At 59.6% G+C, this 25,937-nt stretch carries 28 protein-coding genes and 1 pseudogene; 19 read left to right on the forward strand and 10 right to left on the reverse strand.

All coding sequences use genetic code 11. The features are described from left to right. Positions 1 to 7: 7 nt before the first annotated feature. Together benC and ACI77H_RS27335 are read left to right on the forward strand one after the other, a co-directional pair. Positions 8 to 1,021, forward strand: a complete 1,014-nt coding sequence (gene benC, locus ACI77H_RS27330) for a benzoate 1,2-dioxygenase electron transfer component BenC (RefSeq protein WP_407014852.1) — start codon at positions 8 to 10, stop codon at positions 1,019 to 1,021. Positions 1,022 to 1,101: 80 nt separating this feature from the next. Further along, a complete protein-coding gene (locus ACI77H_RS27335) occupies positions 1,102 to 1,875 on the forward strand; it encodes a 1,6-dihydroxycyclohexa-2,4-diene-1-carboxylate dehydrogenase (protein WP_407014854.1) in 774 nt (257 codons plus the stop codon). Positions 1,876 to 1,888: 13 nt separating this feature from the next. Here ACI77H_RS27335 and ACI77H_RS27340 read toward each other — a convergent pair whose 3' ends face one another. Further along, entirely contained in the window at positions 1,889 to 2,251 is a 363-nt protein-coding gene (locus tag ACI77H_RS27340) for an NUDIX hydrolase (RefSeq protein ID WP_407014856.1), read from the reverse strand. A gap of 224 nt (positions 2,252 to 2,475) precedes the next feature. On the opposite strand from ACI77H_RS27340, the gene ACI77H_RS27345 reads away from it, so the two are divergent. Further along, positions 2,476 to 2,679 carry a DUF2188 domain-containing protein gene (locus ACI77H_RS27345; protein ID WP_407014857.1) on the forward strand — a complete coding sequence of 68 codons (204 nt, stop codon included), beginning with the start codon at positions 2,476 to 2,478 and terminating at the stop codon, positions 2,677 to 2,679. A gap of 35 nt (positions 2,680 to 2,714) precedes the next feature. Here the strand turns inward: ACI77H_RS27345 and osmE are convergent, their stop codons facing one another. Together osmE and ACI77H_RS27355 are read right to left on the reverse strand one after the other, a co-directional pair. Then, positions 2,715 to 3,074 (reverse strand): osmotically-inducible lipoprotein OsmE, encoded by a 360-nt coding sequence (gene osmE / locus ACI77H_RS27350; protein ID WP_407014859.1) that lies wholly within the window; start codon positions 3,072 to 3,074, stop codon positions 2,715 to 2,717. A 14-nt stretch (positions 3,075 to 3,088) separates the two neighbouring features. Next, on the reverse strand, positions 3,089 to 3,328 hold the full coding sequence (locus tag ACI77H_RS27355; RefSeq protein WP_407014861.1) for a hypothetical protein: 240 nt from the start codon (positions 3,326 to 3,328) through the stop codon (positions 3,089 to 3,091). Positions 3,329 to 3,499: 171 nt separating this feature from the next. On the opposite strand from ACI77H_RS27355, the gene ACI77H_RS27360 reads away from it, so the two are divergent. The 8 genes and pseudogenes from ACI77H_RS27360 to ACI77H_RS27395 all read left to right on the forward strand — a co-directional run bounded on the left by ACI77H_RS27360 (position 3,500) and on the right by ACI77H_RS27395 (position 10,218). Beyond that, entirely contained in the window at positions 3,500 to 3,718 is a 219-nt protein-coding gene (locus ACI77H_RS27360) for a hypothetical protein (RefSeq protein WP_407014862.1), read from the forward strand. A gap of 70 nt (positions 3,719 to 3,788) precedes the next feature. Beyond that, positions 3,789 to 4,124 carry a hypothetical protein gene (locus ACI77H_RS27365; protein WP_407014863.1) on the forward strand — a complete coding sequence of 112 codons (336 nt, stop codon included), beginning with the start codon at positions 3,789 to 3,791 and terminating at the stop codon, positions 4,122 to 4,124. A 349-nt stretch (positions 4,125 to 4,473) separates the two neighbouring features. Beyond that, the gene (locus ACI77H_RS27370; protein WP_407014865.1) at positions 4,474 to 5,763 is read left to right on the forward strand and encodes an NAD(P)/FAD-dependent oxidoreductase; all 1,290 of its coding nucleotides are present in this window, start codon (positions 4,474 to 4,476) and stop codon (positions 5,761 to 5,763) included. A 26-nt stretch (positions 5,764 to 5,789) separates the two neighbouring features. After that, positions 5,790 to 6,344: a helix-turn-helix domain-containing protein gene (locus tag ACI77H_RS27375; protein ID WP_407014866.1), complete on the forward strand. Its 555-nt coding sequence runs from the start codon at positions 5,790 to 5,792 to the stop codon at positions 6,342 to 6,344. Positions 6,345 to 6,367: 23 nt separating this feature from the next. Beyond that, entirely contained in the window at positions 6,368 to 7,714 is a 1,347-nt protein-coding gene (locus ACI77H_RS27380) for a glutamine synthetase family protein (RefSeq protein WP_407015004.1), read from the forward strand. 481 nt (positions 7,715 to 8,195) lie between these two features. Beyond that, positions 8,196 to 8,363: pseudogene (locus ACI77H_RS27385) on the forward strand (hypothetical protein); the annotation flags it as partial. A gap of 297 nt (positions 8,364 to 8,660) precedes the next feature. Next, positions 8,661 to 9,701 carry a GGDEF domain-containing protein gene (locus ACI77H_RS27390; protein WP_407014867.1) on the forward strand — a complete coding sequence of 347 codons (1,041 nt, stop codon included), beginning with the start codon at positions 8,661 to 8,663 and terminating at the stop codon, positions 9,699 to 9,701. A gap of 187 nt (positions 9,702 to 9,888) precedes the next feature. Then, positions 9,889 to 10,218 carry a hypothetical protein gene (locus ACI77H_RS27395; RefSeq protein WP_407014868.1) on the forward strand — a complete coding sequence of 110 codons (330 nt, stop codon included), beginning with the start codon at positions 9,889 to 9,891 and terminating at the stop codon, positions 10,216 to 10,218. A 9-nt stretch (positions 10,219 to 10,227) separates the two neighbouring features. Here ACI77H_RS27395 and ACI77H_RS27400 read toward each other — a convergent pair whose 3' ends face one another. Further along, positions 10,228 to 11,016, reverse strand: coding sequence for an alpha/beta hydrolase (locus tag ACI77H_RS27400; RefSeq protein WP_407014870.1), 789 nt, complete (start codon positions 11,014 to 11,016; stop codon positions 10,228 to 10,230). A 318-nt stretch (positions 11,017 to 11,334) separates the two neighbouring features. Here ACI77H_RS27400 and ACI77H_RS27405 point away from each other — a divergent pair, with 318 nt between their 5' ends. After that, positions 11,335 to 12,279 (forward strand): aldo/keto reductase, encoded by a 945-nt coding sequence (locus tag ACI77H_RS27405; protein ID WP_407014872.1) that lies wholly within the window; start codon positions 11,335 to 11,337, stop codon positions 12,277 to 12,279. A 12-nt stretch (positions 12,280 to 12,291) separates the two neighbouring features. Here the strand turns inward: ACI77H_RS27405 and yghX are convergent, their stop codons facing one another. Further along, entirely contained in the window at positions 12,292 to 13,179 is an 888-nt protein-coding gene (yghX, locus tag ACI77H_RS27410; RefSeq protein ID WP_407014874.1) for a YghX family hydrolase, read from the reverse strand. Between the two features lie 178 nt (positions 13,180 to 13,357). Between yghX and ACI77H_RS27415 the strand changes: the two genes are divergently transcribed. Genes ACI77H_RS27415 through ACI77H_RS27430 form a run of 4 tightly spaced genes read left to right on the forward strand, consistent with a single transcriptional unit; the run spans position 13,358 to position 17,925 of the window. Continuing rightward, positions 13,358 to 14,407: a hypothetical protein gene (locus tag ACI77H_RS27415; RefSeq protein WP_407014875.1), complete on the forward strand. Its 1,050-nt coding sequence runs from the start codon at positions 13,358 to 13,360 to the stop codon at positions 14,405 to 14,407. Then, entirely contained in the window at positions 14,353 to 15,897 is a 1,545-nt protein-coding gene (locus ACI77H_RS27420) for an S-type pyocin domain-containing protein (protein ID WP_407014877.1), read from the forward strand. The genes ACI77H_RS27415 and ACI77H_RS27420 overlap by 55 nt, the downstream gene beginning before the upstream one ends. Then, positions 15,894 to 16,370 carry a DUF6392 family protein gene (locus ACI77H_RS27425; protein ID WP_407014879.1) on the forward strand — a complete coding sequence of 159 codons (477 nt, stop codon included), beginning with the start codon at positions 15,894 to 15,896 and terminating at the stop codon, positions 16,368 to 16,370. The genes ACI77H_RS27420 and ACI77H_RS27425 overlap by 4 nt, the downstream gene beginning before the upstream one ends. Further along, positions 16,351 to 17,925, forward strand: coding sequence for a bacteriocin immunity protein (locus ACI77H_RS27430; RefSeq protein WP_407014880.1), 1,575 nt, complete (start codon positions 16,351 to 16,353; stop codon positions 17,923 to 17,925). Before ACI77H_RS27425 ends, ACI77H_RS27430 begins: the two co-directional genes overlap by 20 nt. Before the next feature lie 43 nt (positions 17,926 to 17,968). Here the strand turns inward: ACI77H_RS27430 and ACI77H_RS27435 are convergent, their stop codons facing one another. The 5 genes from ACI77H_RS27435 to ACI77H_RS27455 all read right to left on the reverse strand — a co-directional run bounded on the left by ACI77H_RS27435 (position 17,969) and on the right by ACI77H_RS27455 (position 24,178). Next, entirely contained in the window at positions 17,969 to 18,370 is a 402-nt protein-coding gene (locus tag ACI77H_RS27435; protein WP_407014881.1) for a heme-binding protein, read from the reverse strand. Further along, positions 18,367 to 19,608 (reverse strand): glycolate oxidase subunit GlcF, encoded by a 1,242-nt coding sequence (gene glcF, locus ACI77H_RS27440; protein ID WP_407014883.1) that lies wholly within the window; start codon positions 19,606 to 19,608, stop codon positions 18,367 to 18,369. The genes ACI77H_RS27435 and glcF overlap by 4 nt, the downstream gene beginning before the upstream one ends. Positions 19,609 to 19,611: 3 nt before the next feature. After that, complete coding sequence (gene glcE, locus ACI77H_RS27445; protein WP_407014884.1) at positions 19,612 to 20,676, reverse strand: glycolate oxidase subunit GlcE; 1,065 nt, start codon at positions 20,674 to 20,676, stop codon at positions 19,612 to 19,614. Next, positions 20,676 to 22,175, reverse strand: a complete 1,500-nt coding sequence (gene glcD / locus ACI77H_RS27450; RefSeq protein ID WP_407014885.1) for a glycolate oxidase subunit GlcD — start codon at positions 22,173 to 22,175, stop codon at positions 20,676 to 20,678. Before glcD ends, glcE begins: the two co-directional genes overlap by 1 nt. Positions 22,176 to 22,414: 239 nt before the next feature. Next, positions 22,415 to 24,178 (reverse strand): L-lactate permease, encoded by a 1,764-nt coding sequence (locus ACI77H_RS27455; RefSeq protein WP_407014887.1) that lies wholly within the window; start codon positions 24,176 to 24,178, stop codon positions 22,415 to 22,417. A gap of 192 nt (positions 24,179 to 24,370) precedes the next feature. On the opposite strand from ACI77H_RS27455, the gene ACI77H_RS27460 reads away from it, so the two are divergent. The 3 genes from ACI77H_RS27460 (at position 24,371) to imuA (ending at position 25,932) form a co-directional block, all read left to right on the forward strand. Further along, entirely contained in the window at positions 24,371 to 24,607 is a 237-nt protein-coding gene (locus ACI77H_RS27460; protein ID WP_407014889.1) for a hypothetical protein, read from the forward strand. 90 nt (positions 24,608 to 24,697) lie between these two features. Next, positions 24,698 to 25,315, forward strand: a complete 618-nt coding sequence (gene lexA, locus ACI77H_RS27465; RefSeq protein WP_407014891.1) for a transcriptional repressor LexA — start codon at positions 24,698 to 24,700, stop codon at positions 25,313 to 25,315. Next, on the forward strand, positions 25,315 to 25,932 hold the full coding sequence (gene imuA / locus ACI77H_RS27470; protein WP_008034486.1) for a translesion DNA synthesis-associated protein ImuA: 618 nt from the start codon (positions 25,315 to 25,317) through the stop codon (positions 25,930 to 25,932). The genes lexA and imuA overlap by 1 nt, the downstream gene beginning before the upstream one ends. Positions 25,933 to 25,937 lie beyond the last annotated feature (5 nt).

Consider the following 25,937-nt stretch of genomic DNA (forward strand, 5'->3'; position numbering starts at 1 on the left):
TGCCGTCATGACTCATTCCATTGCGTTCAATTTCGAAGACGGCGTCACCCGGTTTATCGACGCCAATGTTGGCGAAACCGTGGCCGATGCCGCCTACCGCCAGGGCATCAACATTCCGCTGGATTGCCGCGATGGCGCCTGCGGCACGTGCAAGTGTTTCGCCGAGGCCGGCCGCTACGACCTCGGTGAGGAATACATCGAAGACGCGCTCACGGCGGACGAAGCCGAGCAAGGCTTTGTCCTGACCTGCCAGATGCGCGCTCAGAGCGATTGCGTGGTGCGCGTGCCGGCTTCCTCGGAGGTCTGCCGCACGCAACAGGCCAGTTTTGAGGCGACCATCAGCGCCGTGCGCCAGTTGTCCGACAGCACCATCGCGCTGTCGATCAAGGGCGATGCGCTGAGCAAACTGGCGTTCCTGCCGGGGCAGTACGTGAACCTCGGGATTCCTGGCAGCGAGCAGACTCGTGCCTATTCGTTCAGCTCGTTGCAGCGCGACGGCGAGGTCAGTTTTCTGATTCGCAATGTGCCTGGCGGCCTGATGAGCAGCTTCCTCACCGGCATGGCCAAGGCCGGCGACAGCATGAGCCTGGCCGGGCCGCTGGGCAGTTTTTATCTGCGCGACATCCGTCGGCCGTTGTTGCTGCTGGCTGGCGGTACGGGGCTGGCGCCGTTCACCGCGATGTTGGAAAAAATCGCCGAGCAGGGCAGTGAGCACCCGTTGCATCTGATCTACGGTGTGACTAACGATTTCGATCTGGTGGAAATGGATCGCCTGGAAGCCTTCGCCGCGCGCATCCCGAATTTCAGCTTCAGCGCCTGCGTGGCCAGCCCCGACAGTCAGCACCCGCTCAAGGGCTACGTGACCCAGCACATCGAGCCCAGACATTTGAACGAGGGCGACGTCGATGTCTACCTGTGCGGCCCGCCGCCGATGGTCGAAGCGGTCAGCCAGTACATTCGCGAAAAAGGCATTGCGCCGGTGAATTTCTACTACGAAAAATTCGCCGCCAGCGCGGCATAAAAATGTGTGGCGACGCCGTTCTGTAGGCGCTGGCTTGCCAGCTCCTACAGATCTAGAGCGATTTTCGATTCGAGGCACGTATGAACAGATTTCACGAAAAAGTTGCGTTGATCACCGGTGCCGCCCAAGGCATTGGTCGGCGCGTTGCCGAACGTATGGCGGAGGAAGGGGCTCGGTTGATTCTGGTCGACCGCTCCGAGCTGGTATTTGACGTGCAACAGCAATTGGCGAAAGGCAGCCAGGTGCTCGCGCTGACCGCCGATCTCGAGCAGTACGGTGAATGCAGCCGCGTGATGCAAACCGCCGTCGAGCGCTTCGGTCGTCTCGACATCCTCATCAATAATGTCGGCGGGACGATCTGGGCCAAACCGTTCGAACACTACGAAGCCGACCAGATCGAAGCCGAAGTCCGTCGTTCGCTGTTCCCGACGTTATGGTGCTGCCATGCCGCGCTGCCGTTCATGCTGGGACAGGGCAGCGGCGCTATCGTCAACGTGTCGTCGATCGCTACGCGCAGCATCAACCGCGTGCCGTACGGTGCGGCGAAGGGCGGGGTGAATGCGCTGACCGCGTGCCTGGCGTTCGAAACCGCCGGTCGTGGCGTGCGAGTCAACGCCACGGCGCCCGGTGGCACTGAAGCGCCGCCACGGGTGATCCCGCGCAACAGTGCCGAACAAAGTGCCGAGGAAAAAGTGTGGTACCAGCAGATCGTCGATCAGACGCTCGACAGCAGTTTGATGAAACGCTATGGCACGCTGGATGAGCAGGCAGGCGCTATTCTTTTTCTGGCCAGCGACGAAGCGTCCTATATCACCGGCATGATCATGCCGGTGGGTGGTGGCGATCAGGGCTGACAAACGCTGAACGCTACAGGCGACGCTGAAACGCTCTGAGAATTCTGAGCGTGGCGTCGCTGGTGTTCAGATTCTGTACCGCGTCAAGTGGAAACCACAGGCAGTCAAAGATTTCATTTTGCGGTCGGGCCTGCGACGAGTTGAGCACAGACGCCTCATACACGTGGTGGCGGGTGTCGGCCGTTTCCAGTTCCATCAGGTACAGCAAGCCGTCGACCCCGAGCCCGGTCTCTTCCTTAAGCTCGCGCAGGGCGGCGCCTGCCGTGGTTTCACCTTGCTCGACCTTTCCGCCGGGCAACGTCCAGCGACACCTTGGCTTGCGCACCAGGAGAATGTGCCGGTCCTGCTCGCAAATCACGGTTGCGCGTACTTTCATGTGTTACCTGATTGCCCGTTGTCATAATTCGGTAATAAAAATGCAATATTCAGGCCGCCCCACGGTTATGCGGGCCCCATGGCTGGTTGGAGGTGTCACAGGGGTAGAAAGTGCAACCGAATGGCGAAATCCTGTCGCGACGTCTGGTCGGCATCCCGGCGAAGCGGGGGTGTAAGGTAGGCAGGGTCAATCCTGGATATCAGTACCGAAAATGGAGGTAACTTATGAGCGTTCCGATGCTGAATAAGATGCACATGAACGGTTATGACGTACTCAGCGTGAACAACGGCCCATGGCGGGTGTGCACCCAAGGTGATCGACTGGGCGCTTTTGCCAGTCGGGAAGAGGCGTTGGCCTTTGCCGCGGCGCTTCCCGGTTACAAATCCCGGACCAAACGGCCGGCAAGCAACCAGACGACGGTTAAGTAAAACGCGTGTAGCCCCGGTTTTTCCGGGGCTTTTGCTCAGTACCCGCCGCCACCCCCACTGGTGCCATGGGAGGGCTCCCTGGCTTTTGTTTGCAGGCGGCTCCATTCCGCACAGGTAATGAAGCTGGTGTGATCGACCTTGCCTCGGTCATCGAAACTGACGTTGTATGCCTGTTGATGGCCGGCTTTCGTCAGCTCGTAGTCAAAGCACGTGCCGGGCACAGCCGTGCGGTCGGTGATGGTGTGCGGTGGCCCGCCGATTTGCTCGACCTGATCCTTGCTCATTCCGGTCTCGACTTTGTCGACCAGTGGCAAGTCGCCATAGAGGCGCGATTCAGTGCTACAGCCCGCCAACGCTGACAGTCCGACAATCAGCGCGAATAGAGGCTTGTTCATGCCCGCGCTCCTGTTTAGTGCGCTTTGTTACGACTGATGGCCTTGGCTTTCACTTCTTCGGCATAGCCTGCCAGGCGCTGTTCGTCACCCTGAAACAAGTCGCACAGCCTCAGTGCTGCTTCTGCATCTACATCATTACCAGACCGTTTCAACTGATCTGCCAATCGCAGAAGCTCCACCGCCGACCATCTCAGGTCCGACGCAACGCTTTGCAGGTCACGTCGAAGTTCGTTTTCAGATTCGTTGAGCCACATGACGACCTCCTGAACATTGTCCGCTACGAAATTTTAGTCCCGATTCCTGACGCCGGGCGTTTTGTTCGTCCGAACACCCGCAATAACCTTTGGTCGGGAAGATGCGCGCGAACGGACAGATTTGCTGTCGTATTGAAGTGGCGAATTTCCGCCGGGGAGAGGCAACTTCAAATGACGACGACCGATGACTTCAGGTTTCACGCGCATGAGCTGATGGTCGATCTGGACGCGGCGACCACGGAGATGATGAAGCTGATTTCTGCTCATCAGCTCAACGGCCCGGAATGGGAGCGGGTCACTCAATGGCAGCACGAAGCGTATGAACGGTGGATGTCTTACCTGAACGAGCGGTCCTATCCGGACCCCGACCAGAGCACCGACAAACATTGAGAAATGCCCCATGAATGGATGTCTGTGCGACGACGCGCTACATTTCTTTTTTTCAGAATAAGGGTGCGTCATGCGGACGTTGATTGCAGGGGGCGTGGTGGCGCTACTGGCGGGGTGTTCCTTGCCCGCGTCACTGGTGCCAGGTGAGCCGAATTTCAGCAAATACAGCGAGAAGGCGCCCAAGGAGTATGCCGCCTGCGTACTGCCGGCGTGGCAGAAGCAGATTTCCAATACGACTCAAGCTCCGATTTCCAATGGCTACCGGATCAAGGCGCCGAGCATCATCACGGCCGACGAGATTCTGGATATCGTGAAATCGAAAGAGGGCAGCCGGGTTTCACTGTATCAAGGGCCACCCTGGGCCAAGTCAGGAGCCCTGCGTCAGGCGGTTCGGGACTGTTTGTAGGGCTTGGCCGCGAGTCGTGGCGGCATTTGATAGACCGTCTTCGCCAAACACATTCCAAATGTTGCTGACCTCACGGGTCTGCTCGCCAGCAGCTAGGGCCGCGCTTCACTTGTCCCGGCGATCACTGACCCCGTTATCAACATGAGCCATGAGCTCCGAGGGAGCCTTGCGCGAACTGGAAACTACCTGGATCCCTGTAGGAACGAACTTGTTCGCGATGGAGTGTCAGCCACATAGGGTTGACTGACACTCCATCGCGAACAAGATCGCTCCTACAGGTTCTTGCGCCAGTGAAAAAACTTGTGTATTTTTTCATGAAATTTAAATAATAAAATTTCATGAGGCCCGCATGTTCCAGCAATCGACACGCCACGTCGCCAGTTACTACGCCCACACTTGCGCAGATCGCTTGGTCAATCGTGCAGCGTTGGGCGGTGAGCAGGACACCGAAGTGTTGATCATCGGCGCTGGTTTCAGTGGCTTGCACACGGCGTTGCGACTGGCCCTGGCGGGCAAGCGCGTGACGTTGCTGGAAGCCAGTCGAGTGGCCTGGGCCGCGTCGGGGCGCAATGGTGGTCAGGCCATTCTCGGTTGGTCGTGCGATATGCCGCCGCTGGAGGCCGCGCTGGGTTATGAGCGCGCGCGGCGGTTGTGGGACGGCATGCGCTGGGCCGCGCAGGAGTTGCGCGCGCTGCCCGGCCGACATGATTTCGACTGTGATTACCGGCCCGGCCACCTCTGGACGTCGGTGATGCCGCGCCGGGTGAGCCTGCTGACTGAGTGGCAACACGAAGCGAGCCACAAATGGGGCCATGATGGTTTGCAATTCATTCCCCGTGAAGAGTTGCCGCAGTGGGTCGCCAGTGAGCGCTATCAGGCAGGCCTGTTTGATCCTGAAGGCGGGCACCTCAACCCGTTGAAACTGGCGCTCGGCCTGGCGGCAGCTATCGAGCACGCAGGCGGTCGCATCCATGAGCAAAGCAAGGCACTGAGTTACCGCGAGGAGGGTGGCCGGTACACGGTCACCACTGAGCGCGGGCGCATCCGTGCCGATGTGCTGGTGCTGGCGTGCAATGCCTACCTGGATCGGCTCGATCCGCAGTTATCGGGTTGTGTGTTGCCGGTCGGCACCTATCAGGTGGCCACCGCGCCGCTCTCGCAAGCGCAGGCGAGCGCGCTGCTGCCGAGCAATGTCTGCGTCACCGACAATCAATTCGTCCTCGATTATTTCCGTCGTACGCCGGATAACCGCTTGCTGTTCGGCGGTGGCTGCACCTACCTGGGTGGCATGCCGAAGGACATTGCAGCCGCGACCCGGCCGTTCCTGCAACGGGTGTTTCCCCAGCTCAAGGGCGTCGAACTGGAATTCGCCTGGGGCGGGCATATCGACCTCACGCTCAAACGCACACCTGACATTGGCCGACGCGGCAATCTCTATTGGCTGCAGGGTTTTTCCGGCCACGGTGTACTGCCGACCCTGGCCGGGGCGCGCGCCGTGTCCGACGCGATACTCGGTCAGGCGGATGAGCTGGGCTTGTATCAGGGCCTGGTCAACGGCCGTTTCCCCGGCGGCAAATACATGGCGGCACCGCTGGAAGCCCTCGGCAAGGCCTGGTTTCGGTTGCGCGACAGCCTTTGAACCGCACATTTTCTGGAAGCTTTCAGATGGACATGCAAGAAGAGATTTCGGCGCTGGCGATCCTGATTCAGGACCTGCGCAAACACAAAAAATACACACTCAAGGAACTGGCGGACAAGATTGGTCGCTCGGTCGGTTTTCTCTCGCAAGTCGAGCGTGGATTGTCACGCCCGACGGTGGCGGATTTGACCGCCATCAGCGAAACCCTCGGCGTACCGACCACCTATTTCTACAGCCTGCCCAAACCCATGGCCTTGCCGTGGGTGACCCGGCCGGACGAGCGCCGCACGCTGTATTACGCCGACGGCATCACCGACATCCTGGTCTCGCCGAAAATGCGCGCCTCTTTCTCAATGCTCGAAAGCCGGCTCGAACCCGGCGCCAGCAGCGGTGACCGGCACATGAATGACAGCTCGGAGCAGGGCGGTTATGTCCTCGAAGGGCAATTGACGCTGTGGCTGGATGACGATCAACCGGTCACCCTGGGTGCCGGGGACAGCTTTCAGCTCGCCAGCCATACCCATTGCCGCTACGGCAATCTCACCGATCAGCTCACCCGGGTGCTCTGGGTTTACACCTGATAAAAACAACAAGGAACAACATGATGGATGCTGTCTGCTCTGATCTGGTTGCCGAAGTGCGTGGGTTTCGGCAGCGCTTTCCGGATGTGCGCTACGTGGACCTGATTTCCCTGGACATCCCCGGGCATTTCTACGGCAAGCGCTATCCGATCGAGATGCTCGAAAAGGTCGCCGCCGGCAGCGCGCTCAAGCTGCCGCAGAATTGTGTATTGCTCGGGACTCAAGGCGGGCTGTTCAACATCGGCGACTACTGTTTCAACGACGGCGACCCGGATGCGCCCCGGCGGTTGGTGCCGGGCACGCTGAAAATCGTCGACTGGGAAAAGCAGCCGCTGGGGCAGATGTTGATCACCTCCAGCGGCACTGAAAAACCCATCGTCTTCGAGCCACGGGAAGTGCTGGCGCAGGTCCTTGAACGCCTCGCTCGCAAAGGGATTTTCCCGGTGGTGGCCTTCGAGCTGGAGTTCTATCTGTTCGATCGCCAGTTACGTGACGGCTTGCCACAGTTTGCGCGCGATCCGCTGACCGACGATGCGGACGATCAGCCGAACATGCACATCGAGCGGCTGTCGCGGTTTGCGCCGGTGCTCGATGACATGGTCGAGACGGCACGGGCGCAAGGCATCGACACCACGGTGATCACGGCCGAGCTGGGACCGGGTCAGTTCGAAATCAACTTCGGTCACCTTGACGATGGCCTGCGGGCGGCCGACTGGGCGGCGCTGTTTTGCCGCAGCACACGCGGTGTGGCGCTCAAGCACAACTACCGCGCCAGTTTCATGGCCAAGCCTTACTTGCAACACCCCGGCAGCGGCATGCATGTTCATGTGAGCCTGTACGACGAGGCGGGCAACAATCTGTTGGCAGCCAATGACCAACAACCGCTGCGCCATGCCGTGGCCGGTTGCCTGGAATTGTTGCCGCATTGCATGCCGATCTTCGCGCCGAATCACAACGCGCTGCGTCGCCTGAGCGGCACGGTGAATGTTGCGACGCGTGCCAGTTGGGGCTTCGAAGATCGGGACGCCTGCCTGCGGGTTCCTGAATCGGACGCCAGGAATCTGCGCATCGAACATCGCCTTGCCGGCGCCGATGCCAACCCGTATCTGGTGTTGGCGGCGATTCTGGTCGGGTTGGAACAAGGACTCGAAGCCGGTCGTCAACCGATCGCGCCGCTCAATGAAGACCGCAGCAGCGGTATCGACTTCCCGCTGGAGATGCTTGAGGCCGTGCACTCCATGCAGCACAACGCGAAGTTGCGTGAAGGGTTGGGTGCGGAGTTTGTAAACGTCTACTGCGAAAACAAGCGTCAGGACCATTTGGCATTCATGCACGACATCAATGCGCGTGAATATCGCTGGTACTTGTAACTGACCGCTTGTCGTTGCTCGACCTTAAAAAAAGTGTGGATATTTAAGGACTTGGAGAGATTAGTAACCGGGTGGTGAGTCAAAATATCTTGTTACACGGTGAAATATTCCGTAATATCCGCCCCGCGTTCACCACCACGGTTTATGCATTTTAGATCCCAGGCGTCCATCAGCTGCCTGGGATTTTTTTTGCCTGAAATAAGTGGCGCCTCAAAAAACATTCACTCAGTTAGAACGATTATTTCTTTTGGTTATTTGAATAGGTTTTTAACGAATATCCATAACCGTGAAATACGCGTTGTGGTTTTGCTTGTGTCTGCAATCAAATCCAAATCGTGGTCATGGCGGAAATAGACGTTCCATACACCTCGTTAAAGCTGCCCCAGCATCAAATCCCGCTGTTCGATGGTCATCTTGTCGCCCCTCTGCCAATCCTTAGAATCGGCCCCATCAGCTTCTATTCAAACCTTTGGGGACCAACACCATGATGGCAGACTGCATGATGAGCAAAATCATGCCGATGGCCGGCATGAACATGGACATGGACATGGACATCATGAAAAACTGCGGCACGCTGATGATCAACGATTGCAGCATGCCGATGATGATGAGCTGCAATGGCATGCCGCTGATGTGCTGCACCTGCTGATTCTTCGCGACACCCATTAAAAAGTCCGGCCAATGCAGATTGGCCGGGCTTTTTAATGGGTGGTTTTTGTGGGAGCCGCAGTGCAGCGATCCGGCTTGCTGGCGAAGGCGTATTTGAGATCGCCATCCCCAGCAAGCTGGCTCCTACAGGATCGTGTTCGGACGCCGCTTAGCCATATAACTGACCTGCATCAGCTCAAACGGCGCAGTAATACATATTGGTATAGCCGTTTGTCATGTGTATGGTTATGCTCGCAACGTTTTGCATTTGCCAATCATTAACAACCACAGTGATGTCATGAGCCAATCAGAGACGCGTGCGACTGCCCTGGCGCTGTATCCGGAAGATTCCCGCGAGGCTGCGGCGCTGCTCAAACAAGCCATTCCGCTGATGGTTCGTCACAACATCCCGCCCAACCCCGTGCATTACGCGCTCTGGTACACCTACAGCAAAGGCCTTGACCCCGAGCTCAATCGTCACCTGGACCGGGTGGTGAAAGACTTCGATTGCTTCCCGCCGGAATCCGCTACCCGGCTTTTCCGCGACTACATCATTCGCAACGAGCTGGAAGAGGCCCGCGCCGGGCAGCAACAGGCAATCAATCTGGTGGATGACATGCAGCGCGATGTTTCGCGCAGCGTCGAGGGCAATCTCAACTTTCAGAGCAGTCTGGGACGTTGCCTGGAAATGCTCGAATCGCCCGTCAACGAGCGCCTGCCAGACATATTGAGTGAGCTGCAACAGAGCACCCAACGGATGCAGAGTCAGCAGGAACAGTTTCTCTCCCAACTGCAAACGGCCCAGAGCGAAATCAAAAGCCTGCGCAGCAAGCTTGAGCGTGCACAACTGGCGGCCACCCTCGATGGCCTGACCGAACTGCTCAACCGCACCGCGTTCACCCGTTTGCTCGAGCAGGCGCTGAGCAATGAGTCCCAAGGTGTCGCGCTGGTCATGCTGGATATCGATCACTTCAAGCAATTCAATGATCAGTACGGTCATCCGTTGGGCGACCGGGCGTTGCAACATGTCGGGCAGGTGCTGCGCAGTTCGCTGCCACCCGACGCCACGGCGGCGCGCTACGGCGGGGAAGAGTTCTGCGTGATTGTGCAACACTGCGCCGACCTGGCGAGTGCCGCAGCTTTCGCTGAGCAATTGCGGGTGAAAATCCAGTCGTTGCGGATCAAGGCGCGGGTTGACGGCAAGGTGCTCGATACAATCACGGCGTCCTTTGGCGTGGCCTTCGCGCAACCCGGCGAGCACCTGGACAGTCTCCTGACCCGCGCCGATGACGCGCTCTACCAGGCCAAGCGCACTGGCCGCAACCGGGTGCACCGCTAAGCGTTGAAATGCGACGCCACCACGCTGCTGCGGGTCTTGTGTATTGCCGTCATCCTGGGCGGCGTTATCGGACTCAAGCTGGTCACGGCGAACTGAGAAGGTTTGCAATAAGGCATTTTGCTGGCCCCGAAGGCCGAAAGTTACAGACAGAATCACTTTAATTTCAGGTGGTTAGGGCTGGCTTTAAATGCGCAATGTATGGATTTCGCTGATTTCGTTGGGCCTGGCAGGCATCGCCGTCTCCGCCCAGGCCAAAGAGCTTCAAGCCAATGACCGGTATATGTGCAGTTGGGGCGCAGGCACCGCAGCCAGAGCCCAGGAACTCAAACTGTCGGGCGTTTCGCTGTACGCCGCCCGCCAGAAATTACAGACCTACAAGTTCACTAAACCGTGGATGCGCATGACGGCGATGGGTATTACCGAGCAAACCTACGACAGCCCGTCGCGGATCAAACCCGCGGCGCTGCGTCAGAGCTTCTACGAAGATTGCCTGCGCTTTAAGTTGGCGCGCAAATGATCGAGTGACCTACAACCCATCCTCTATCAGCTTCAGGTATTCGGGACTGTCGGAGATCGAATTGTGCCCCACGCCCGAAATAACCTTCAGGGTCGCCACACCTTGGGCGAAATGCCCGTAGAGTTTTTCCGTGCTGGAGGGCGGGATGATTGCATCCTGCTCTGCCGCGAGCAGCAGCGTCGGTATCGAGATGTGCCCGGCGTATTTCCACGATTCGAACTTGTCTTGCAGCAACCACTTCACCGGGAATATCGGGTACTGGCGGACGGCGAGGTCTTCAAGGCTGTTATAGGGGGCGATCAGGATCAGTCGTGCGGCGGGGCGCTGGCTGGCGAGACGCACGGCGACGCCGGACCCCAGGCTGCGACCGACCACGGCGATGTGAGGATGGCTGTCGTAGACCTTGTCGAACAAGCTCAGGGCGTCGCGGGCAATCGCTTCCTCGGAAGGTGAACCGGTGCTGCCACCGAAACCCCGGTAGTGCAGCAAGTACAGGGCATGTTCGGGGAACGCCTGGGAAAACTCGGGCAGGTTGCGTGAAACGTCCTCGGCATTTCCACCGAAATAAATCAGTGCATTCGGCCCCTCGCGCGGTCTGACGGTGACCTGCACCTGTGCGTCCGCCACCGATAGCGTGAGCAGCGTTTCGGGTGCACCGAGCGCGGAGGGTTGCGGGAAGTAGATCAGGGCGCGCTGAAACACGAACAGTGCCACACACAGCGCCAGGTACAACGCGACAACGAGGACGACGAGATACATCAGGGGGCGCAACATTGGGCTGACGTTTTTGGGTGGCATTGACTGCTCTGGGCCTGACGAGCGCGATGGCTTGATCGCTGTCAGAGTGTAGTTGAACGACAGCAGCGCGGGCCGGCGGTGTGGTTTTTGAGGGTGTGCGTCTCCGTGCCGCTGTTACCGCAGAAACAGATATTCATCCAACGGATTGCGGCTGTGCCCACCAGCGCCTGGCGACCCTGTTGTATTTCAGGCAGGGCCGAATTGTCGCTGGCAGCTATTCTCTTGTAGCTGGCAGAGGTCTGATGGCGCTGGTGATCGTGCCGTTTGCCGGACAACAAGCGCAAAAGGCCAACAGCCAAGAGGTGGAAGGACACAACCATGAGCCACACTGTTGGATACACGCGTCGACGAATACTCACGCTGGCTGCCGGTGCTTCGGCGGTGCTCACTTTCGATCCGGCCTTTGCAGCCACCGCGCCGTCGAAGGAAACAGGAGGCAAGAACATGCTGACCCGCGCCATTCCTTCCAGCAACGAGCCACTGCCCATTGTCGGCGTGGGCACCTATCGCGGTTTTGATGTGGCGCCGACCGATCCGGCCTACAAACAACTGCCTGCCGTCCTCAGCGCGCTGTTCGAAAAGGGCGGGATGGTGATCGACAGCTCGCCCATGTATGGCCGCGCCGAGCAGACCACCGGCGAACTGCTGTCCATCCACAAGCCGCGTTCGCCAGCGTTTCTGGCCACCAAGGTGTGGACCCGTGGCCGCGAAGAAGGCATCGCGCAGATGGAGCAGTCGTTCAAACTGCTGCAGACCGACCGGATCGACCTGATGCAGATTCACAACCTGCTGGACTGGAAAACCCATTTGCCAACGTTGCGCCAATGGAAGGAAGAAGGGCGCATTCGCTACATCGGCATCACCCATTACACCGCGTCGGCGTATGACGAAGTGGAAGCGCTGCTGAAAGCCGAGTCGCTGGATTTTTTGCAGATCAACTATGCGCTGGACGATCGCAGCGTCGAGAAACGCATTCTGCCGCTGTGTCGCGAACGCGGCGTGGCGGTGATCTGCAACCGACCGTTCGGCGGCGGTGATTTACTCGCTCGCTTGAAGGGCAAGCCGCTTCCGGGCTGGGCCTCGCAAGTCGGCGTCAGCAGTTGGGCGCAACTGGCGCTCAAGTATTTGCTGGCGCATTCGGCGGTGACCTGCGTCATCCCCGGCACCGGCAACCCGCGCTACATGGCGGAAAATGCCGGTGCGGGGTTCGGTCCGATGCTGACGGGCGCACAACGCGAGCAGTTGATTGATGTGGTGGGGTAGCTGGTTTTTCCGCTAGACCAGGTAACGCCGAAACCACCCCAGCGTACGGTCCCAGGCCAGTCTGGCGGCGGTGTCATCGTATCGAGGCGTGGAGTCGTTATGGAAACCGTGGTTGGCGCCGGGATAGATATAGGCTTCATAGGTTTTGCCCGCCGCTTTCAAAGCCTGCTCATAGGCGGGCCATCCTTCGTTGATGCGCGTGTCCAGTTCACCGTAATGAAGCATCACCGGTGCCTTGATTCGAGGGACATCCTTGGCCTCTGGCTGTCGGCCATAAAAGGACACGGCGGCGCCCAGCTCCGGATAGGCCACCGCCGCAGCGTTGACCACGCCACCGCCGTAGCAAAAACCGGTGATGCCGACTTTTCCGCTGCTCGCGTCGTGTTTCATCAACCACTCGATAGCGGCGAAAAAATCGTTCATGAGTTTTTCCGGGTCCACGGTCGCCTGCAATTCCCGACCTTTGTCATCGTTGCCGGGATAGCCGCCCACCGAGGTCAGTCCATCGGGAGCGAGCGCGATGAACCCGGCCTTGGCCAACCGCCGTGCGACATCCTCGATGTACGGGTTGAGCCCGCGGTTTTCATGCACGACCACAACCGCCGCGACCTTGCCGGTGACTTTGGCCGGGCGCACCAGATAACCGCGAACCGGCCCGTGGCCTTTGGGGGAGGGGTAGGTGACGTATTCGGCGATGATTTCCGGGTCGGTGAACTCAACCTGCTCGGCGAGTGCGTAATTCGGACTCAGGGCAGCGAGTAACGCGCTGGCCGTCATACCTCCCAAAGCGAACAACGCCGCACGGTCCAGGAATTCGCGCCGGTTGATCTTGCCGTGGGCGTAGTAGTCGTAAAGTTCGAGCAGTTCCGGGGCGAAGTCTTTTGCAGTGAGACGGGGCATCGGAGTGTTACCTCTTTGAGGTTGACGAATCCCTGTCAGTTAAGCGCATGAACAGCTCTTTTGTCGGCGCGTGAATCAGTTGTTCAAACCTCCGAAATAAATCCCCCGCGATATATATGTACCGCATATCGCCATTTCCCTATCGACAAGCTGTGCCCTACAGACAAGGAGAGACTGTATGGCACAACGATTCAACGATGGCACGTCAGGAGACGTCGTCATCAGGTCCGGCCCGCCTGCTTCTGGCGGCGGTGGGGGCGGTGGCGGAAGTTTTGGAGGTAATCGTGTAGGCGCCTCCGGCGCAATCAGCGGCCCCAGTAAAAAAACGAAACAGGCCAGAAAGCGGGCCAAGGAAGAACATAAGCGGATTCAGGCAGAGCAGGCACTGGCCGCCGCTGAGTACGCCCGGGAGCAGGCACGCATCTATGCGCGCGACCAATTACTCACTCAACTCACCCAGCTTCAAAGCGTAACCAGAGCTGAAATCGACCGAAGTTTTGCTGCCAGAGCCGAGCAACCCACTTCGTCGCTCGAAAAGGAAATATCGGCGGCAAAACGGCACCATGCTGGCAACTCGAGTGAGCGCTGGCAGCTCTATCTCATCACCAAAGACAAGAACGAAATCAATGGGTTGATCTCTCGAAAAACCGCAGAGCTCAACGACAAAAATGCACTTGCCCGGTCATTCGACGGGCACGATCCCCTCACGCGTAGCGCCGCCGACTACCTGACCCGACTCGGGCAGTTCGGCGATGCGCTGATGGCTGGCCATCAGCTCTGGGCGACCGCTTATAACGCGGCTCATGAAGCCCGATTACTGCCGGCGCAAATCGACGCGCTCACCCATAAATCCAATGCGTTGGCCACCTATCATGCCGAGCAGACCCTTGTCTGGCGTGAGCTGGAGGCACGTTGGGAGCGTCATCGACAGCATGCCGAACAGCGTGAGGCGCGCATTCGGTTCAAGCAACAGGTTGATGAACGCTCGCGCCTCGATCAGGTGCGACAAGCGAATACCCTGCGTTTGTCTGCCACAGCGTCGGCACTCAGTGTCGGGGTACTGCCCAGCCAAGGCGGTGAATGGCTGGATGCCCAAAAGCTAGTGTCCGATGTGATGCGTGGGGCGTCCTCGTACGCGCCGTCCTCAGAACGGCCGCGGTTTCACAAGTCGCGATGTTTTTGGCGGGGGTGTTTTATCCCACTCGAGAATTGGCCAACGGCGAGTTGACTCCCGAACAACGACATCGATTGTTTGAGGCCGTCGCAGTCCCGGCTCACGCGCTGGAACTTCATGACCCTCGAGAGCTGCAGGCCGCTGCCGACGCAGGCGGCTCGGTGGAGGTTGAATACCGGCTTAAACCTGTAGCGACACCGGAAGGCACCGCGATCGTTGTTGCCGCTACGGGTGGTGATATCGATCCTCACGTCCCGGTCTTGAATGCAGTGCTCGACCCGCAAACAGGCGTCTACACCGCCGAGGTCCCCGGGTCACCGATCAGGCATGTGCAGTTCACACCAGAAGCCATGCCTCAAGCGACCTTGGCCAGCCCGACTTTGACCGTCACGGAACCAAAGATCCAGGTCATCCCGTCAGGTGTTGATTGGCGCATTCAGGATTGCGTTGTCTGCGTGCCTGGTCTGCCACCGACCTACCTGTCCTTCAACGTTCCGGCTTTGGGCACCGGCATTGTTACCGGAACCGGTCAACCGCCGACGGTTGATTGGTGGAAAGGCGCCAGACAAACAGCCGGCGCAGCGATCCCGAGTCAGATTGGTGATCAGTTCCGAGGCAGGGAATTCAAGTCGTTCGGGGCGTTCGGTGAGGCACTGTGGCGAACCCTGGGCGAACACTCGGCACTGACCAATTCACTCGATGAGGTGAATAAAAAACGTGTCGCACAAGGCTTCGCCCCGTACGCGCCGAAAAACACTTGGGTGGGCGAGAACCGCGAGTTCGAACTGAGATATCAGGAGCGGCCGGAATTTTGGGCCGATCCCTTCAACCTGGACAAAGTCAGCATCAAAACGCCGCAAAGTGCTGAAGGATGGTTAGGCATCGTACCCGCGGTTGTGCCCTGGCCGATTCCGCCGGTTGGCACCTGGACACCGTTGGTGCCACCGGGCAGCGAACATCTGGGTTCGACGACATCGCCAATCGCACCCACCGTCCCAGTGGTTTATCCCGGCAGCCCGGCCATCCCGGTCCTACCGCAAAACGAGACGTTTCCGGCGGTTGACGAAGGGGAGATTGGTGCGAGTATTCCCGGGTTTCCGGGGGATATGGAACTACCTTCGCCGGGATTGGTTTTTGTTGGCCCGCCGGTTGAGCCGCTGGAGGTGGGGCCGTATAACGAACTCGGTGCCCGGAGCAGGGGAGATGGGTTGGATATTGACCATATTCCTTCGCGGAGAGCGTTGGATAGGTACATAAAAAGGAATTTTCCAGATATTGATATGTACGAACGCGAAGATTTTCTAAAAAGAGCTCCCAGCATCGCGATACCTGCTGAAGTTCATCGAAGATTTAGCGAAACCTACGGAGGTCGAAATCATGCATCCAGACAATTGGAGGATGCAGCTAATCTGCGGATTGCAGTGGATAGAAATTTCGATGCTGTCAAGGCAGGTTTGCTTGAGCAAGGTTTTGACGAAAAAGACGTTGATGCCGCCCGCTTGAAATTACATGAACTCCACGGTGAACAAGGATGGTACTTATGAGTGTGGCAACGATTGAGCAGTGGATAAAAGCGCTAGGGGCAAGTCATGATGAATTGATTGCTCAAGGTATTACTTTCAATCAATCACCGAAGGCGTTGTATCCCGATTGCGATCTATTGGATATGGCACCAGAGATTGGCCTCAGCCTGACTTTTTGGGCGGAAACCAAGCGCCTTGAAACCTTATTTGTCACTCTTAAAAAATCCACACCTTCAACCATCGAGTACAAGGGCGAGCTTCCAGTTCCATATAAGCCAGCAATGACCCAATCCGATGTCCACGCACTCTTTGGCCAACCAATGGAATCAAGAGGCCCCATCAAAATGCCCCAGCCGATGGGTCAAACCGGAGGATGGGAATCCTATCCCCTTGATCCGGCGGTTCATCCCGGCAAGAAAGTTGTATTTCAATATACCGCTGCGATGGAAGTGAAAACGTTGGTCTTCACCTTGATTGACAAAGGTCACGAGTAATTCCAACGGGCACCTGTTTAAAGGAACGAGCAGGTGTCTTCGCATTCCACACTTCGATAGCAACAAGGAAGAATTCAAGATGGAACTTAAAAACACACTCAAGGAATACACCGCGTCGGAATTCCAGGCGCTGGTCAATAAAATCTGGGCCGTTGATCTGCCGAAACCGGACCACGACCAACTGATCAACCATTTCGACCGGATCGTTGGTCATCCCCAAGGGGCTGATTTGCTGTTCTACCCTACAGACAAGTCCAACACCAACAACCCGGCAGCCGTGGTCCACCACGTCAGAACATGGCATCACCAACAAGGAATGTCGGTATTCAAAGGCGAGGACATTCCTGTTGCCAAACCACCCGTTGCGCCGCTAACCCCTTTGGTCAGGAGCCTGGCCGAGGTCGAAAAAATCGCGGCGGATGTGGCTGTCTCAGGTCAGGTCGTTGAAGAGGCTTTCGGCCATTTCGAGCTACAGATCAGGCACTTTCAAAGTCAAAAGAGCACTCGTCTGGAAATCTCCCATCAGGCAACCGGCATGCGTGCGCTGGAACATGCCCAGCATGAAGCACTGATAGCCGTCAGAAAGTTTGAGTCCTGGAAAATGAGAATGGAATTCCTTCAAAGCGGCGCTCAGCGCAACCTGACCTATGCACGATCCGACCAAACGCAATGGCAGAGTATCGTGCAGCAGATCAACGCCACCCACGATCGCTACATCACCCGATTGGCAAGCATGACTCAACGGCATCGCACTCTGCATGATGAAGCGGAACCATTGCTGATGGCGGCGCAGCAACACTTGATTGATTCGCGTAGCTCCACACCAACGATGCACGTGATCAGCGCTTCGCAGGCTTTTGCCGATATACGCCCCGACCTTCTGCTGACTGGCGGTTCGCCCGTGCTGCTGGCGTCCCAGCAGGTTGATTTGCTGAAAGCGATACGCTCGGTTGTTGCCGAGTTTTCCTGGCAGAACGCCTCAGGCGAGCCGGACACTGGAAACCAGCGGGCTGCCGTTTTGAGCTTCGCCTTTTCCAGTCGGGCAGACACTCGGTTTTTCGGTGTCAGCGTCCCGTTGTCCGAGCTTCTGCCCATCGAAGGCCAGGATTGGCAACACCTGGCCGCGAACCGGGCTGAGCTCGATGCACCTTTTCGCATGAGCACTGCGGCAGTACCCGCCACACCCGGCAAAATGTTCCAGGGTTTGCGCGAGATCAAAACGTTGTCGCAGATTTACGTCACGGCTTGCAGCGCCTGTCGTTCGATCTCCGGCGTCAGGGTCAGAGCGGTGACGCAGGATCAGCACCTGAACAGTTTCAGTTTTTCTCCGGAGGGTTCTTCAACCGTCGCTGTCCACTGGACTGCGCCGATTTCCCTTGAAGCCGCTCCGGTTGCAACACCGACCCAACAGCGTCGTGTGGGGTTTGTGCAATCCGCGCGAGTGCCGACAATTGAAGCCAATGCAGAGCAGGCGCATGACGACTACATCCTGGTCTTCCCCGTCGAGTCAGGGCTTGACCCGCTTTACATCGTTTTCAACCGACCTGCGCAGTAGACTTTTACCGGGCATTAGTGACGCGGAGCGTGGGAACGATCCATCAATGCAAACACTGCGCCCCAACCCTCGCCACTTGTGCATCATGCTCGGCCTTTACGCCAGACACCCCGACCGCGCCGATCACCTGTTCGTCAACGATGATCGGCACGCCACCTTCCAGGGACACCAGCAATGGCGCCGACAAAAACGCCTGGCGCCCTCCATTGATCATCTCTTCGTAACTCCCCGACTCACGCCGACCGAGGGCCGAGGTGCGGGCCTTTTCGGTGGCGATGTAGGCACTGATCGGCGCGCAACCGTCGAGGCGTTCGAGGGCGAGGGGATGGCCGCCGTCGTCGACAACCACGATGGTCACGGCCCATTTGTTGTTCTGCGCCTCGGTGCGGGCGGCCGCGAGGATCCGGCTGACTTCGGCTTGGCTGAGGATGGCTTTGCTCTTCATGGGGTTTCTCCGGGGATCGTTGAGGGCAGCGCGGCTTCGACCAGTTCGATCCAGTGCCGGACCGGGGTTCGGCCGGCACCGTCGAGGTGCGACTGGCAGCCGATATTGGCCGTGACAATGACGTCGGGATGGCCGCTTTCTAGTGCGTTCAGCTTGTTATCGCGCAGTTGCCGGGACAGTTCGGGTTGAGTGATCGAATAGGTGCCCGCCGAACCGCAACACAAGTGGCTGTCGGGAACGGTCGTGAGATTGAAGCCGAGGCGAGCAAGGAGCGCTTCCACCGCGCCACCGAGTTTTTGCGCGTGCTGCAAGGTGCACGGGCAATGGAACGCCAAACGCTGCTCGCCGTGGACGCCGAGTGTATCCAGCGGTTCGTCGCGCAACACTTCCACTAGGTCACGGGCCAGCGCACTGACCTTTTTCGCCTTCTCGGCGTAGGCCGGATCGCGTTCGAGCAAGTGGCCATAGTCTTTGATAAAAGCGCCGCAACCACTGGCCGTTTGCACAATGGCTTCGGCGCCGTTCTCGATACTTGGCCACCACGCATCGATGTTGCGGCGAGCGCGGTCGAGGCCGGCGGCCTGAGCGTCGAGGTGATAATCCACGGCACCGCAGCATCCGGCTTCGCTGGACGGCGTGACACTGATACCCAGTCGATCCAGGACCCGCGCGGCCGCCGCATTGGTGTTGGGCGACAGGCTCGGCTGCACGCAGCCTTCGAGCATCAGCACTTGGCGGGCATGGCGCGTGACGGGACGTGGCCGTGAGAGATAAACCTGGCGAGGCAACTTTGCCTGCAAGGCGTTGGGCAGCAGCGCCCGAAAAATCCGACCGCTGCTGACCAGTGCTTTGAACAGTCCCGGGTTGGGCACGACGCTGCGCAATCCTTCACGCAACAGGCGTTGATCGATGGAACGCGGCACCGCCGCATCGACCACCGCCCGGCCAATATCGAGCAAGTTGTGATAATCGACCCCGGAAGGACAGGTGGTTTCGCAATTGCGGCACGACAGGCAGCGGTCCAGATGCTGCTGGGTTTTCTGCGTGACCTCGTTGCCTTCCAGCACCTGTTTGATCAGGTAGATGCGGCCTCGTGGCCCATCGAGTTCATCGCCGAGCAATTGATAAGTCGGGCAAGTGGCATTGCAGAAACCGCAGTGCACGCAGGTGCGCAAGATGCTTTCGGCTTCTTCGGCGCGGGGCAGGTGCCGGGCGGTTTCGCTCAGGGTCGTCTGCATGGTTCAAAGCTCCGCGTACAGGCGTGCGGGGTTGAAGATGCCCCGTGGGTCGAGTTGATGCTTCAGGCTGCGGTGGTAACGCATCAACGCGGCAGGCAACGGCTGAAACGGGCTGTCGATCAAGCCATGGCTGTAGCAAGTGACGTGGCCGCCGACCTCATCCACGACTTGGCGAATGAACCCCGCCTCGGCGTCTGACTTGAGCCAGCGCTGGGCGCCGCCCCAGTCGAGCAGTTGTCGACCGGGCAGGGACAACCGAGGTGTGTTGTGCGGGACGGACAGGCGCCAAAGCGGTTGGTCCTCATCGAAAAAACTCAGCCGCTGCTCGTTGAGATCCGCCCAGTACGAGGCGTCCAGCCGCTCGCCGCCCAAACGGTCGTGGGCCGCCGCGACCGAGCCTTCGCCACCCTCAAGCCGCAAGTGCAGGCGTTGTCCGTCATGGCACGCGGCACTGATCGGCAACGGCTGCTGACCCCATTCCGCGAGGCGCAGCAAGGCACGATCGCTGTCCATCTCGAGGCTGATGCTCAAGCATTGCCGGGGTTTGGGCAGGACTTTGAGCGAGACTTCGGTGATCACCCCAAGGGCACCCAAACTCCCGGCCATCAGGCGCGACAAATCGTAGCCCGCGACGTTCTTCATCACTTCGCCGCCAAAACGCAAATGCTTGCCGTGCCCGGTGATGACCCGCGTGCCGAGGACGTAATCGCGCACCGAGCCTGACCACGGCCGGCGCGGTCCCGACAGGCCACTGGCGATCATCCCGCCGACCGTGGCATCGTCGCCGAAGGACGGCGGTTCGCAGGGCAGCATCTGCTGCGCCTCATCCAGCACGTGCGCCAGTTCGGACAAGGGCGTGCCGCAGCGGGCGGTGATCACCAGTTCGGTCGGGTCGTAGCTGACGATGCCCCGATGGGAGCGTGTGTCGAGGACCTCTCCGGCAACGATGCGCCCCAGGAACGCCTTGCTGTTGGAACCCTGAATGCGCAGCGGCGTGGCGTTTTCCAGCGCTCGATTGACCTGCTCCAGCAGCATGTCGCTGTCATCGATATCCCATTCACTGCGCATCAGAATCGCTCCAGCTCAGGGAAGGGCAACTGACCCAGGTGCACGTGCAGGGCGCCAAATTCGGCGCAGCGGTGCAGCGTCGGAATGTTCTTGCCGGGGTTGAGCAAACCGCCGGGATCGAACGCGGCTTTGACGGCATGGAACAGGGTCAGCTCATCGGCGTTGAACTGCGCGCACATCTGATTGATCTTCTCGCGGCCCACGCCATGTTCGCCGGTAATGCTGCCGCCGACCTTTACGCACAACTCGAGGATCTTGCCGCCCAGGGCCTCGGCGCGATCGAGTTCCCCCGGTTGATTGGCGTCGAACAGAATCAACGGGTGCATGTTGCCGTCACCGGCGTGGAAAACATTGGCGACGCGCAAGTCATACTCGGCGGACAACGCGGCAATCGCGTGCAATACACCGGGCAATTCGCGGCGCGGGATCGTGCCGTCCATGCAGTAATAATCCGGCGAGAGCCGACCGACCGCCGGGAACGCATTCTTGCGTCCGGCCCAGAAACGCACGCGCTCGGCTTCATCCCTGGCCTGGCGCACTTCAGTGGCGCCAGCCTGTTCCAGCACTTGGCGTACGCGGTTGCAGTCATCGTGGACGTCGGCTTCGACGCCATCGAGTTCGCACAGCAGGATGGCTTCGGCGTCCACCGGATAGCCGGCGTGGATGAAGTCTTCAGCGGCACGAATCGCCAGGTTGTCCATCATTTCCAGACCGCCCGGAATGATGCCGGCAGCGATGATGTCAGCCACCGCTCGCCCTGCTTTTTCGACGGAATCGAACGCCGCCAGCAGCACCTTGGCGGTCTGCGGTTTGGGCAGCAGTTTGACGGTAACTTCGGTGATCACCCCGAGCATGCCTTCGGAGCCAGTAAACAGCGCCAACAGGTCGAAGCCGGGCGAATCGAGGGCATCGGAGCCCAGCGTCAGGTGCTCACCGTCGACGGTCAGGATGTCGACCTTGAGCAGGTTGTGCACGGTCAGACCGTACTTCAGGCAATGCACGCCCCCGGCGTTTTCGGCGACGTTGCCGCCGATGGAGCAGGCGATCTGCGAGGAAGGGTCCGGCGCGTAGTACAAGCCGAACGGCGCGGCTGCCTGGGAGATCGCGAGGTTGCGCACGCCCGGCTGGACTCGTGCCGTGCGGGCAGCGGGGTCGATGTGCAAAATGTTGTTGAAGCGTGCCATCACCAGCAGCACGCCTTTTTCCAGCGGTAACGCGCCGCCGGACAAACCGGTGCCGGCGCCACGGGCGACCACCGGCACGTGCATTTCATGACAGAGCTTGAGCACGCCTTGCACTTCGTCGAGATGGCGCGGCAATACCACCAGCAGGGGCGTGGTGCGATACGCCGAGAGTCCGTCGCATTCGTACGGCTTGAGTTCTTCCTGTTGATGCAGGACTTCCAACGCCGGCAAGCGAGTGTGCAGGGCCCGCAGCAGTGCGGCCTTGTCGACATCGGGCAGGACACCATCAACGCGTTCATCGTAGAGAATGTTCATAGTCGTTTTACGATACTCCGTTCATGTGTGCCCGGGGCAGCGGTCTGTGAGCTTGGTTTTGGTGTTTGTTCAAGTGTTGGGTGAATATCCATTTCTGCGGTAACGGCTACTTTGGGTTCCGCCCTTACAGCGGGTTACTTGGGGCTGTTCCAAGTGGCTCGCTGTAAAAGCGAAACCGCCAGCCGCCATCACCAAAGAAACGGATATGCCCACCATCCCATCCTCCCAGGCTGCTCCGCTCAATGCCCCCCCACCACCATATGACTGAACGGCGCCACATACGCCTGCAACGTCACCAGCCCACCCACCAGAATCGCCAGAATGATCGAGTGGAAGAACACATAACGCAGAATTTCCCCTTCATGCCCATACCAGCGCGTGGCAGTGGACGCCACCACGATTGACTGGGCGTCGACCATCTTGCCCATGACCCCGCCGGAACTGTTGGCAGCGGCCATCAACACCGGACTCAGCCCCAGTTGTTCGGCGGTCACCCGTTGCAGCCCGCCGAACAGCACGTTGGACGCCGTGTCCGAACCGGTCAGTGCCACGCCGAGCCAGCCAAGCAAGGTGCCGAACATGGGGTAAAAAATCCCCGTCGCGGCGAACGCCAGGCCCATGGTGGCGTCGAGCCCCGAGTAGCGCGTGAGGAACCCGAGCGCGAGCATCGCGACGATGGTAATCAGCGAGTAACGCACCACCCAGATCGTGCGCAGGTACTGCTTGATCAGTTGCGGAATGGAGTAGCCCATCAACAGCCCGCCCAGGATCGCCGCCAGCAAGATGCCGCTGCCGGTGCTGGTGAGCCAGGTGAATTTGTAGACCGCGTCCTCGGTTTTAGGCGCAGGCACCACTGGCGGGACCTTTTCGATTTGCTGGTGGATCGTGCCGAAAGTGACGACCGGGGCAAAGATCGGGTTCGCTTCGCGCAGCGGTTTGCCTTGGGGATCGAGCTTGGCCGAATGGGTCACGGGGTCAATCGCCGGGCGGGTATCGAACAGGTTTTTGAAGCCCTGGGTGCCCCAGGCGAACACGAACACCGTGAGGATGATCCACGGCATCCAGGCGCGCATGACCGCAGGCTTGGCGTCGCTGGCGAAGGTCGCGTTGGCGACGGGTTTTTCTTCATGCTGGTCGGCAATTTTGGAGTTGTCGACGCGCCCCGACAGCGCGGCGGAGGTGTGCACGGTCGCGGGTTTCCACACCCTGAGGAAACCGGTCAGGCAGGCCATGGAAATCAGCGCGGCGATCACGTCCACCAGCATCGGCCCGTGGTAGTTGGACACCAGGAACTGCGGCACGGCGAAACTGACCCCGGCGACCAGAATGGGCGGCCAGATTTCCAGCATCTTGCGCCACCCGGCAAAGGCCCAGATCAACCAGAACGGCACGATCACCGAGAAAAACGGCAATTGCCGACCGACCATCATCGACAGTTCCATTTCATCAAGGCCGGTGACTTTGGCCAGCGTGATAATCGGCGTACCGAGGGCGCCGAATGCCACAGGCGCAGTGTTGGCGATCAACGCCAGGCCCGACGCCGCCAGTGGCGAGAAGCCCAGGCCAATCAGAATCGCGCCGGTCACCGCCACCGGCGTGCCGAAGCCGGCAGCCCCTTCGAAGAAGGCGCCGAAGCAGAAGGCAATCAGCAGCAGTTGCAGGCGGCGATCGTCGGTAATGCGCGCCAGCGAGTCCTGCAGCACTTTGAACGAGCCGTTCTCGGTGGTCAGTCGGTGCAGGAAAATGATGTTCAGCACAATCCAGCCGATCGGCAGCAAGCCGTTGGCGGCGCCGTAAAGGGCGGCCGAGCCTGCCATGTTCGCCGGCATGCCGAAGGCGAAAATCGCGATGACCAGCGCCGAGGCGAGGGCGAGCAAGGCCGCCAGGTGGGCCTTGATGTGGAAAAATGCCAGGGCCGCAAGCATCACCACGACGGGCACTGCTGCCATGATGGTTGAAATGACCGGGTTGCCGAACGGATCGTAGATTTGCTGCCAGACCATGTTCCACCTCTGCTTTTTATTGTTGGGATTGCAGACCCCGAGGGGACGGTGGCTTGTAGTATAGGTGGCATTGCGCCGCTGACCGGTTGAGCGTTCCCCGCGTGAATGGGCGTTATTGGTGCCTGGCGCTGAGCTAACATGGCCAATGGGTACAGGCACGACTCGGCCTTCAACGACGAGAGGAATGCAGCAATGACTGAACGTCATTTGGTCCACACGGAAACGCTGTCGAACAGTTGCAGTATCAAGGTCAAGGCCGAGATCCTGCGAGACGGCTCGTTGGGAATGTTCATCGGGGTATACCGACCCGATGGCTCGGCCATTGAGGAGAATGACCACCCGTCGTTGCATTTTCTCGACATGGAGGCCGCGATGGAGTGGGGAATCGAGCAGGCCAAAGCGATCGGCAATCGGCAGCGGACGTTGTAGGGCCTGACTCTGGATGTGCGGTACGCCGGGCCCCGTGATCAAGGGGAGCTGACTGGCGGTCCTTGCCAGAAAAAAGCCAAAAGAGTACAAATGTACTCCATGACGACTTTAACTCCCCGCCGTACTGCCATCCTGACGTTTATCCGTGATCGAATCGCGGAACACGGTCAGTCCCCGAGCCTCGCTGAAATCAGCGAGGCCTTTGGTTTTGCCTCCCGCAGCGTGGCGCGCAAGCATGTGTTGGCGCTGACCGAGGCCGGTTTCATCGAGGTCAATGCGCATCAGGCCCGAGGCATTCGTTTGCTCGGGCAACCGGCGCGCCCCGAGTTGCTGGACATTCCGGTCCTCGGTCGGGTGGCGGCGGGGGCGCCGATCGGTGCCGATGCCGAGGTACACAGCCGCTTGCTGCTTGACCCGTCGATCTTCTCCCGGGTGCCGGATTACATGCTGCGGGTCCAGGGCGACTCGATGATCGAGGACGGCATCCTCGACGGCGATCTGGTGGGCGTGCACCGCAACCCCGAAGCGCTCAATGGCCAGATCGTCGTGGCGCGGCTTGACGGCGAAGTCACCATCAAGCGTTTCGAACGGGTCGGCGATGCTGTTCGCCTGTTGCCGCGCAACCCGGCCTATAAGCCGATCATCGTCGACGCCGATCAGGACCTGGCCATCGAAGGGGTGTTCTGCGGTCTGGTGAGGCAAGGGTGATGGGCGCCGTCGTTGCGCTGGATACGCTGTTCAATGGCGGCCAGGTCTGGAAGGGCCGGCCTGCGCCACCGACAGTCAGCCCGCAACCTACCGGGCATGCTGCGCTGGATGCGGCGTTGCCCACCGGCGGCTGGCCGGAAGCGGCGCTGACTGAAATCCTCCTGGCCGGGCAGGGCGTCGGCGAGTTGCAACTGGTGTGGCCGGCGCTGGCACGGTTGTCGGCAGCGGGCGAGCGTATCGTGCTGGTGGCGCCGCCGTACGTGCCGTATCCGCAAGCCTGGCAGAACGCCGGGGTTGATCTGCGCCAGTTGTCGATCATCCAGGCCAGCGAGCGCGATGCGCTGTGGGCGGCGGAACAATGCCTGCGCTCGGGCAGTTGCGGCGCGGTGCTGTGCTGGCCGCACAAGGCTGATGACCGTGCCTTGCGGCGCTTGCAGGTGGCGGCGGAAACCGGCTCGACCCTGGCATTCGCCTACCGCTCGATCCATGAAGCAATCAACCCGTCGCCGGCCGCGCTGCGCATCGCCATCGATGCCAGGCCTGCGCAATTGCGCGTGCTCAAGTGTCGGGGCGGGTTGGCCCGCTCGGCACCGATTGCCTTCCCTGTGGGGCATTGAGGTTG

This window comes from Pseudomonas sp. O230, from assembly GCF_045447035.1.
Taxonomy (GTDB): domain Bacteria; phylum Pseudomonadota; class Gammaproteobacteria; order Pseudomonadales; family Pseudomonadaceae; genus Aquipseudomonas.

Coding starts and splice junctions, on each gene's coding strand:
- ACI77H_RS27370 (WP_407014865.1), top strand. CDS start 4,474: ATGTTCCAGCAATCGACACGCCACGTCGCCAGTTACTACGCCCACACT.
- ACI77H_RS27420 (WP_407014877.1), top strand. CDS start 14,353: ATGTTTTTGGCGGGGGTGTTTTATCCCACTCGAGAATTGGCCAACGGC.
- ACI77H_RS27375 (WP_407014866.1), top strand. CDS start 5,790: ATGGACATGCAAGAAGAGATTTCGGCGCTGGCGATCCTGATTCAGGAC.
- ACI77H_RS27355 (WP_407014861.1), bottom strand. CDS start 3,328: ATGTGGCTCAACGAATCTGAAAACGAACTTCGACGTGACCTGCAAAGC.
- ACI77H_RS27335 (WP_407014854.1), top strand. CDS start 1,102: ATGAACAGATTTCACGAAAAAGTTGCGTTGATCACCGGTGCCGCCCAA.
- ACI77H_RS27400 (WP_407014870.1), bottom strand. CDS start 11,016: ATGCCACCCAAAAACGTCAGCCCAATGTTGCGCCCCCTGATGTATCTC.
- ACI77H_RS27460 (WP_407014889.1), top strand. CDS start 24,371: ATGACTGAACGTCATTTGGTCCACACGGAAACGCTGTCGAACAGTTGC.
- ACI77H_RS27395 (WP_407014868.1), top strand. CDS start 9,889: ATGCGCAATGTATGGATTTCGCTGATTTCGTTGGGCCTGGCAGGCATC.
- ACI77H_RS27345 (WP_407014857.1), top strand. CDS start 2,476: ATGAGCGTTCCGATGCTGAATAAGATGCACATGAACGGTTATGACGTA.
- glcE (WP_407014884.1), bottom strand. CDS start 20,676: ATGCGCAGTGAATGGGATATCGATGACAGCGACATGCTGCTGGAGCAG.
- ACI77H_RS27405 (WP_407014872.1), top strand. CDS start 11,335: ATGAGCCACACTGTTGGATACACGCGTCGACGAATACTCACGCTGGCT.
- lexA (WP_407014891.1), top strand. CDS start 24,698: ATGTACTCCATGACGACTTTAACTCCCCGCCGTACTGCCATCCTGACG.
- glcF (WP_407014883.1), bottom strand. CDS start 19,608: ATGCAGACGACCCTGAGCGAAACCGCCCGGCACCTGCCCCGCGCCGAA.
- ACI77H_RS27365 (WP_407014863.1), top strand. CDS start 3,789: ATGCGGACGTTGATTGCAGGGGGCGTGGTGGCGCTACTGGCGGGGTGT.
- osmE (WP_407014859.1), bottom strand. CDS start 3,074: ATGAACAAGCCTCTATTCGCGCTGATTGTCGGACTGTCAGCGTTGGCG.
- benC (WP_407014852.1), top strand. CDS start 8: ATGACTCATTCCATTGCGTTCAATTTCGAAGACGGCGTCACCCGGTTT.
- ACI77H_RS27380 (WP_407015004.1), top strand. CDS start 6,368: ATGGATGCTGTCTGCTCTGATCTGGTTGCCGAAGTGCGTGGGTTTCGG.
- imuA (WP_008034486.1), top strand. CDS start 25,315: ATGGGCGCCGTCGTTGCGCTGGATACGCTGTTCAATGGCGGCCAGGTC.
- ACI77H_RS27390 (WP_407014867.1), top strand. CDS start 8,661: ATGAGCCAATCAGAGACGCGTGCGACTGCCCTGGCGCTGTATCCGGAA.
- ACI77H_RS27425 (WP_407014879.1), top strand. CDS start 15,894: ATGAGTGTGGCAACGATTGAGCAGTGGATAAAAGCGCTAGGGGCAAGT.
- glcD (WP_407014885.1), bottom strand. CDS start 22,175: ATGAACATTCTCTACGATGAACGCGTTGATGGTGTCCTGCCCGATGTC.
- yghX (WP_407014874.1), bottom strand. CDS start 13,179: ATGCCCCGTCTCACTGCAAAAGACTTCGCCCCGGAACTGCTCGAACTT.
- ACI77H_RS27340 (WP_407014856.1), bottom strand. CDS start 2,251: ATGAAAGTACGCGCAACCGTGATTTGCGAGCAGGACCGGCACATTCTC.
- ACI77H_RS27360 (WP_407014862.1), top strand. CDS start 3,500: ATGACGACGACCGATGACTTCAGGTTTCACGCGCATGAGCTGATGGTC.
- ACI77H_RS27455 (WP_407014887.1), bottom strand. CDS start 24,178: ATGGTCTGGCAGCAAATCTACGATCCGTTCGGCAACCCGGTCATTTCA.
- ACI77H_RS27415 (WP_407014875.1), top strand. CDS start 13,358: ATGGCACAACGATTCAACGATGGCACGTCAGGAGACGTCGTCATCAGG.
- ACI77H_RS27435 (WP_407014881.1), bottom strand. CDS start 18,370: ATGAAGAGCAAAGCCATCCTCAGCCAAGCCGAAGTCAGCCGGATCCTC.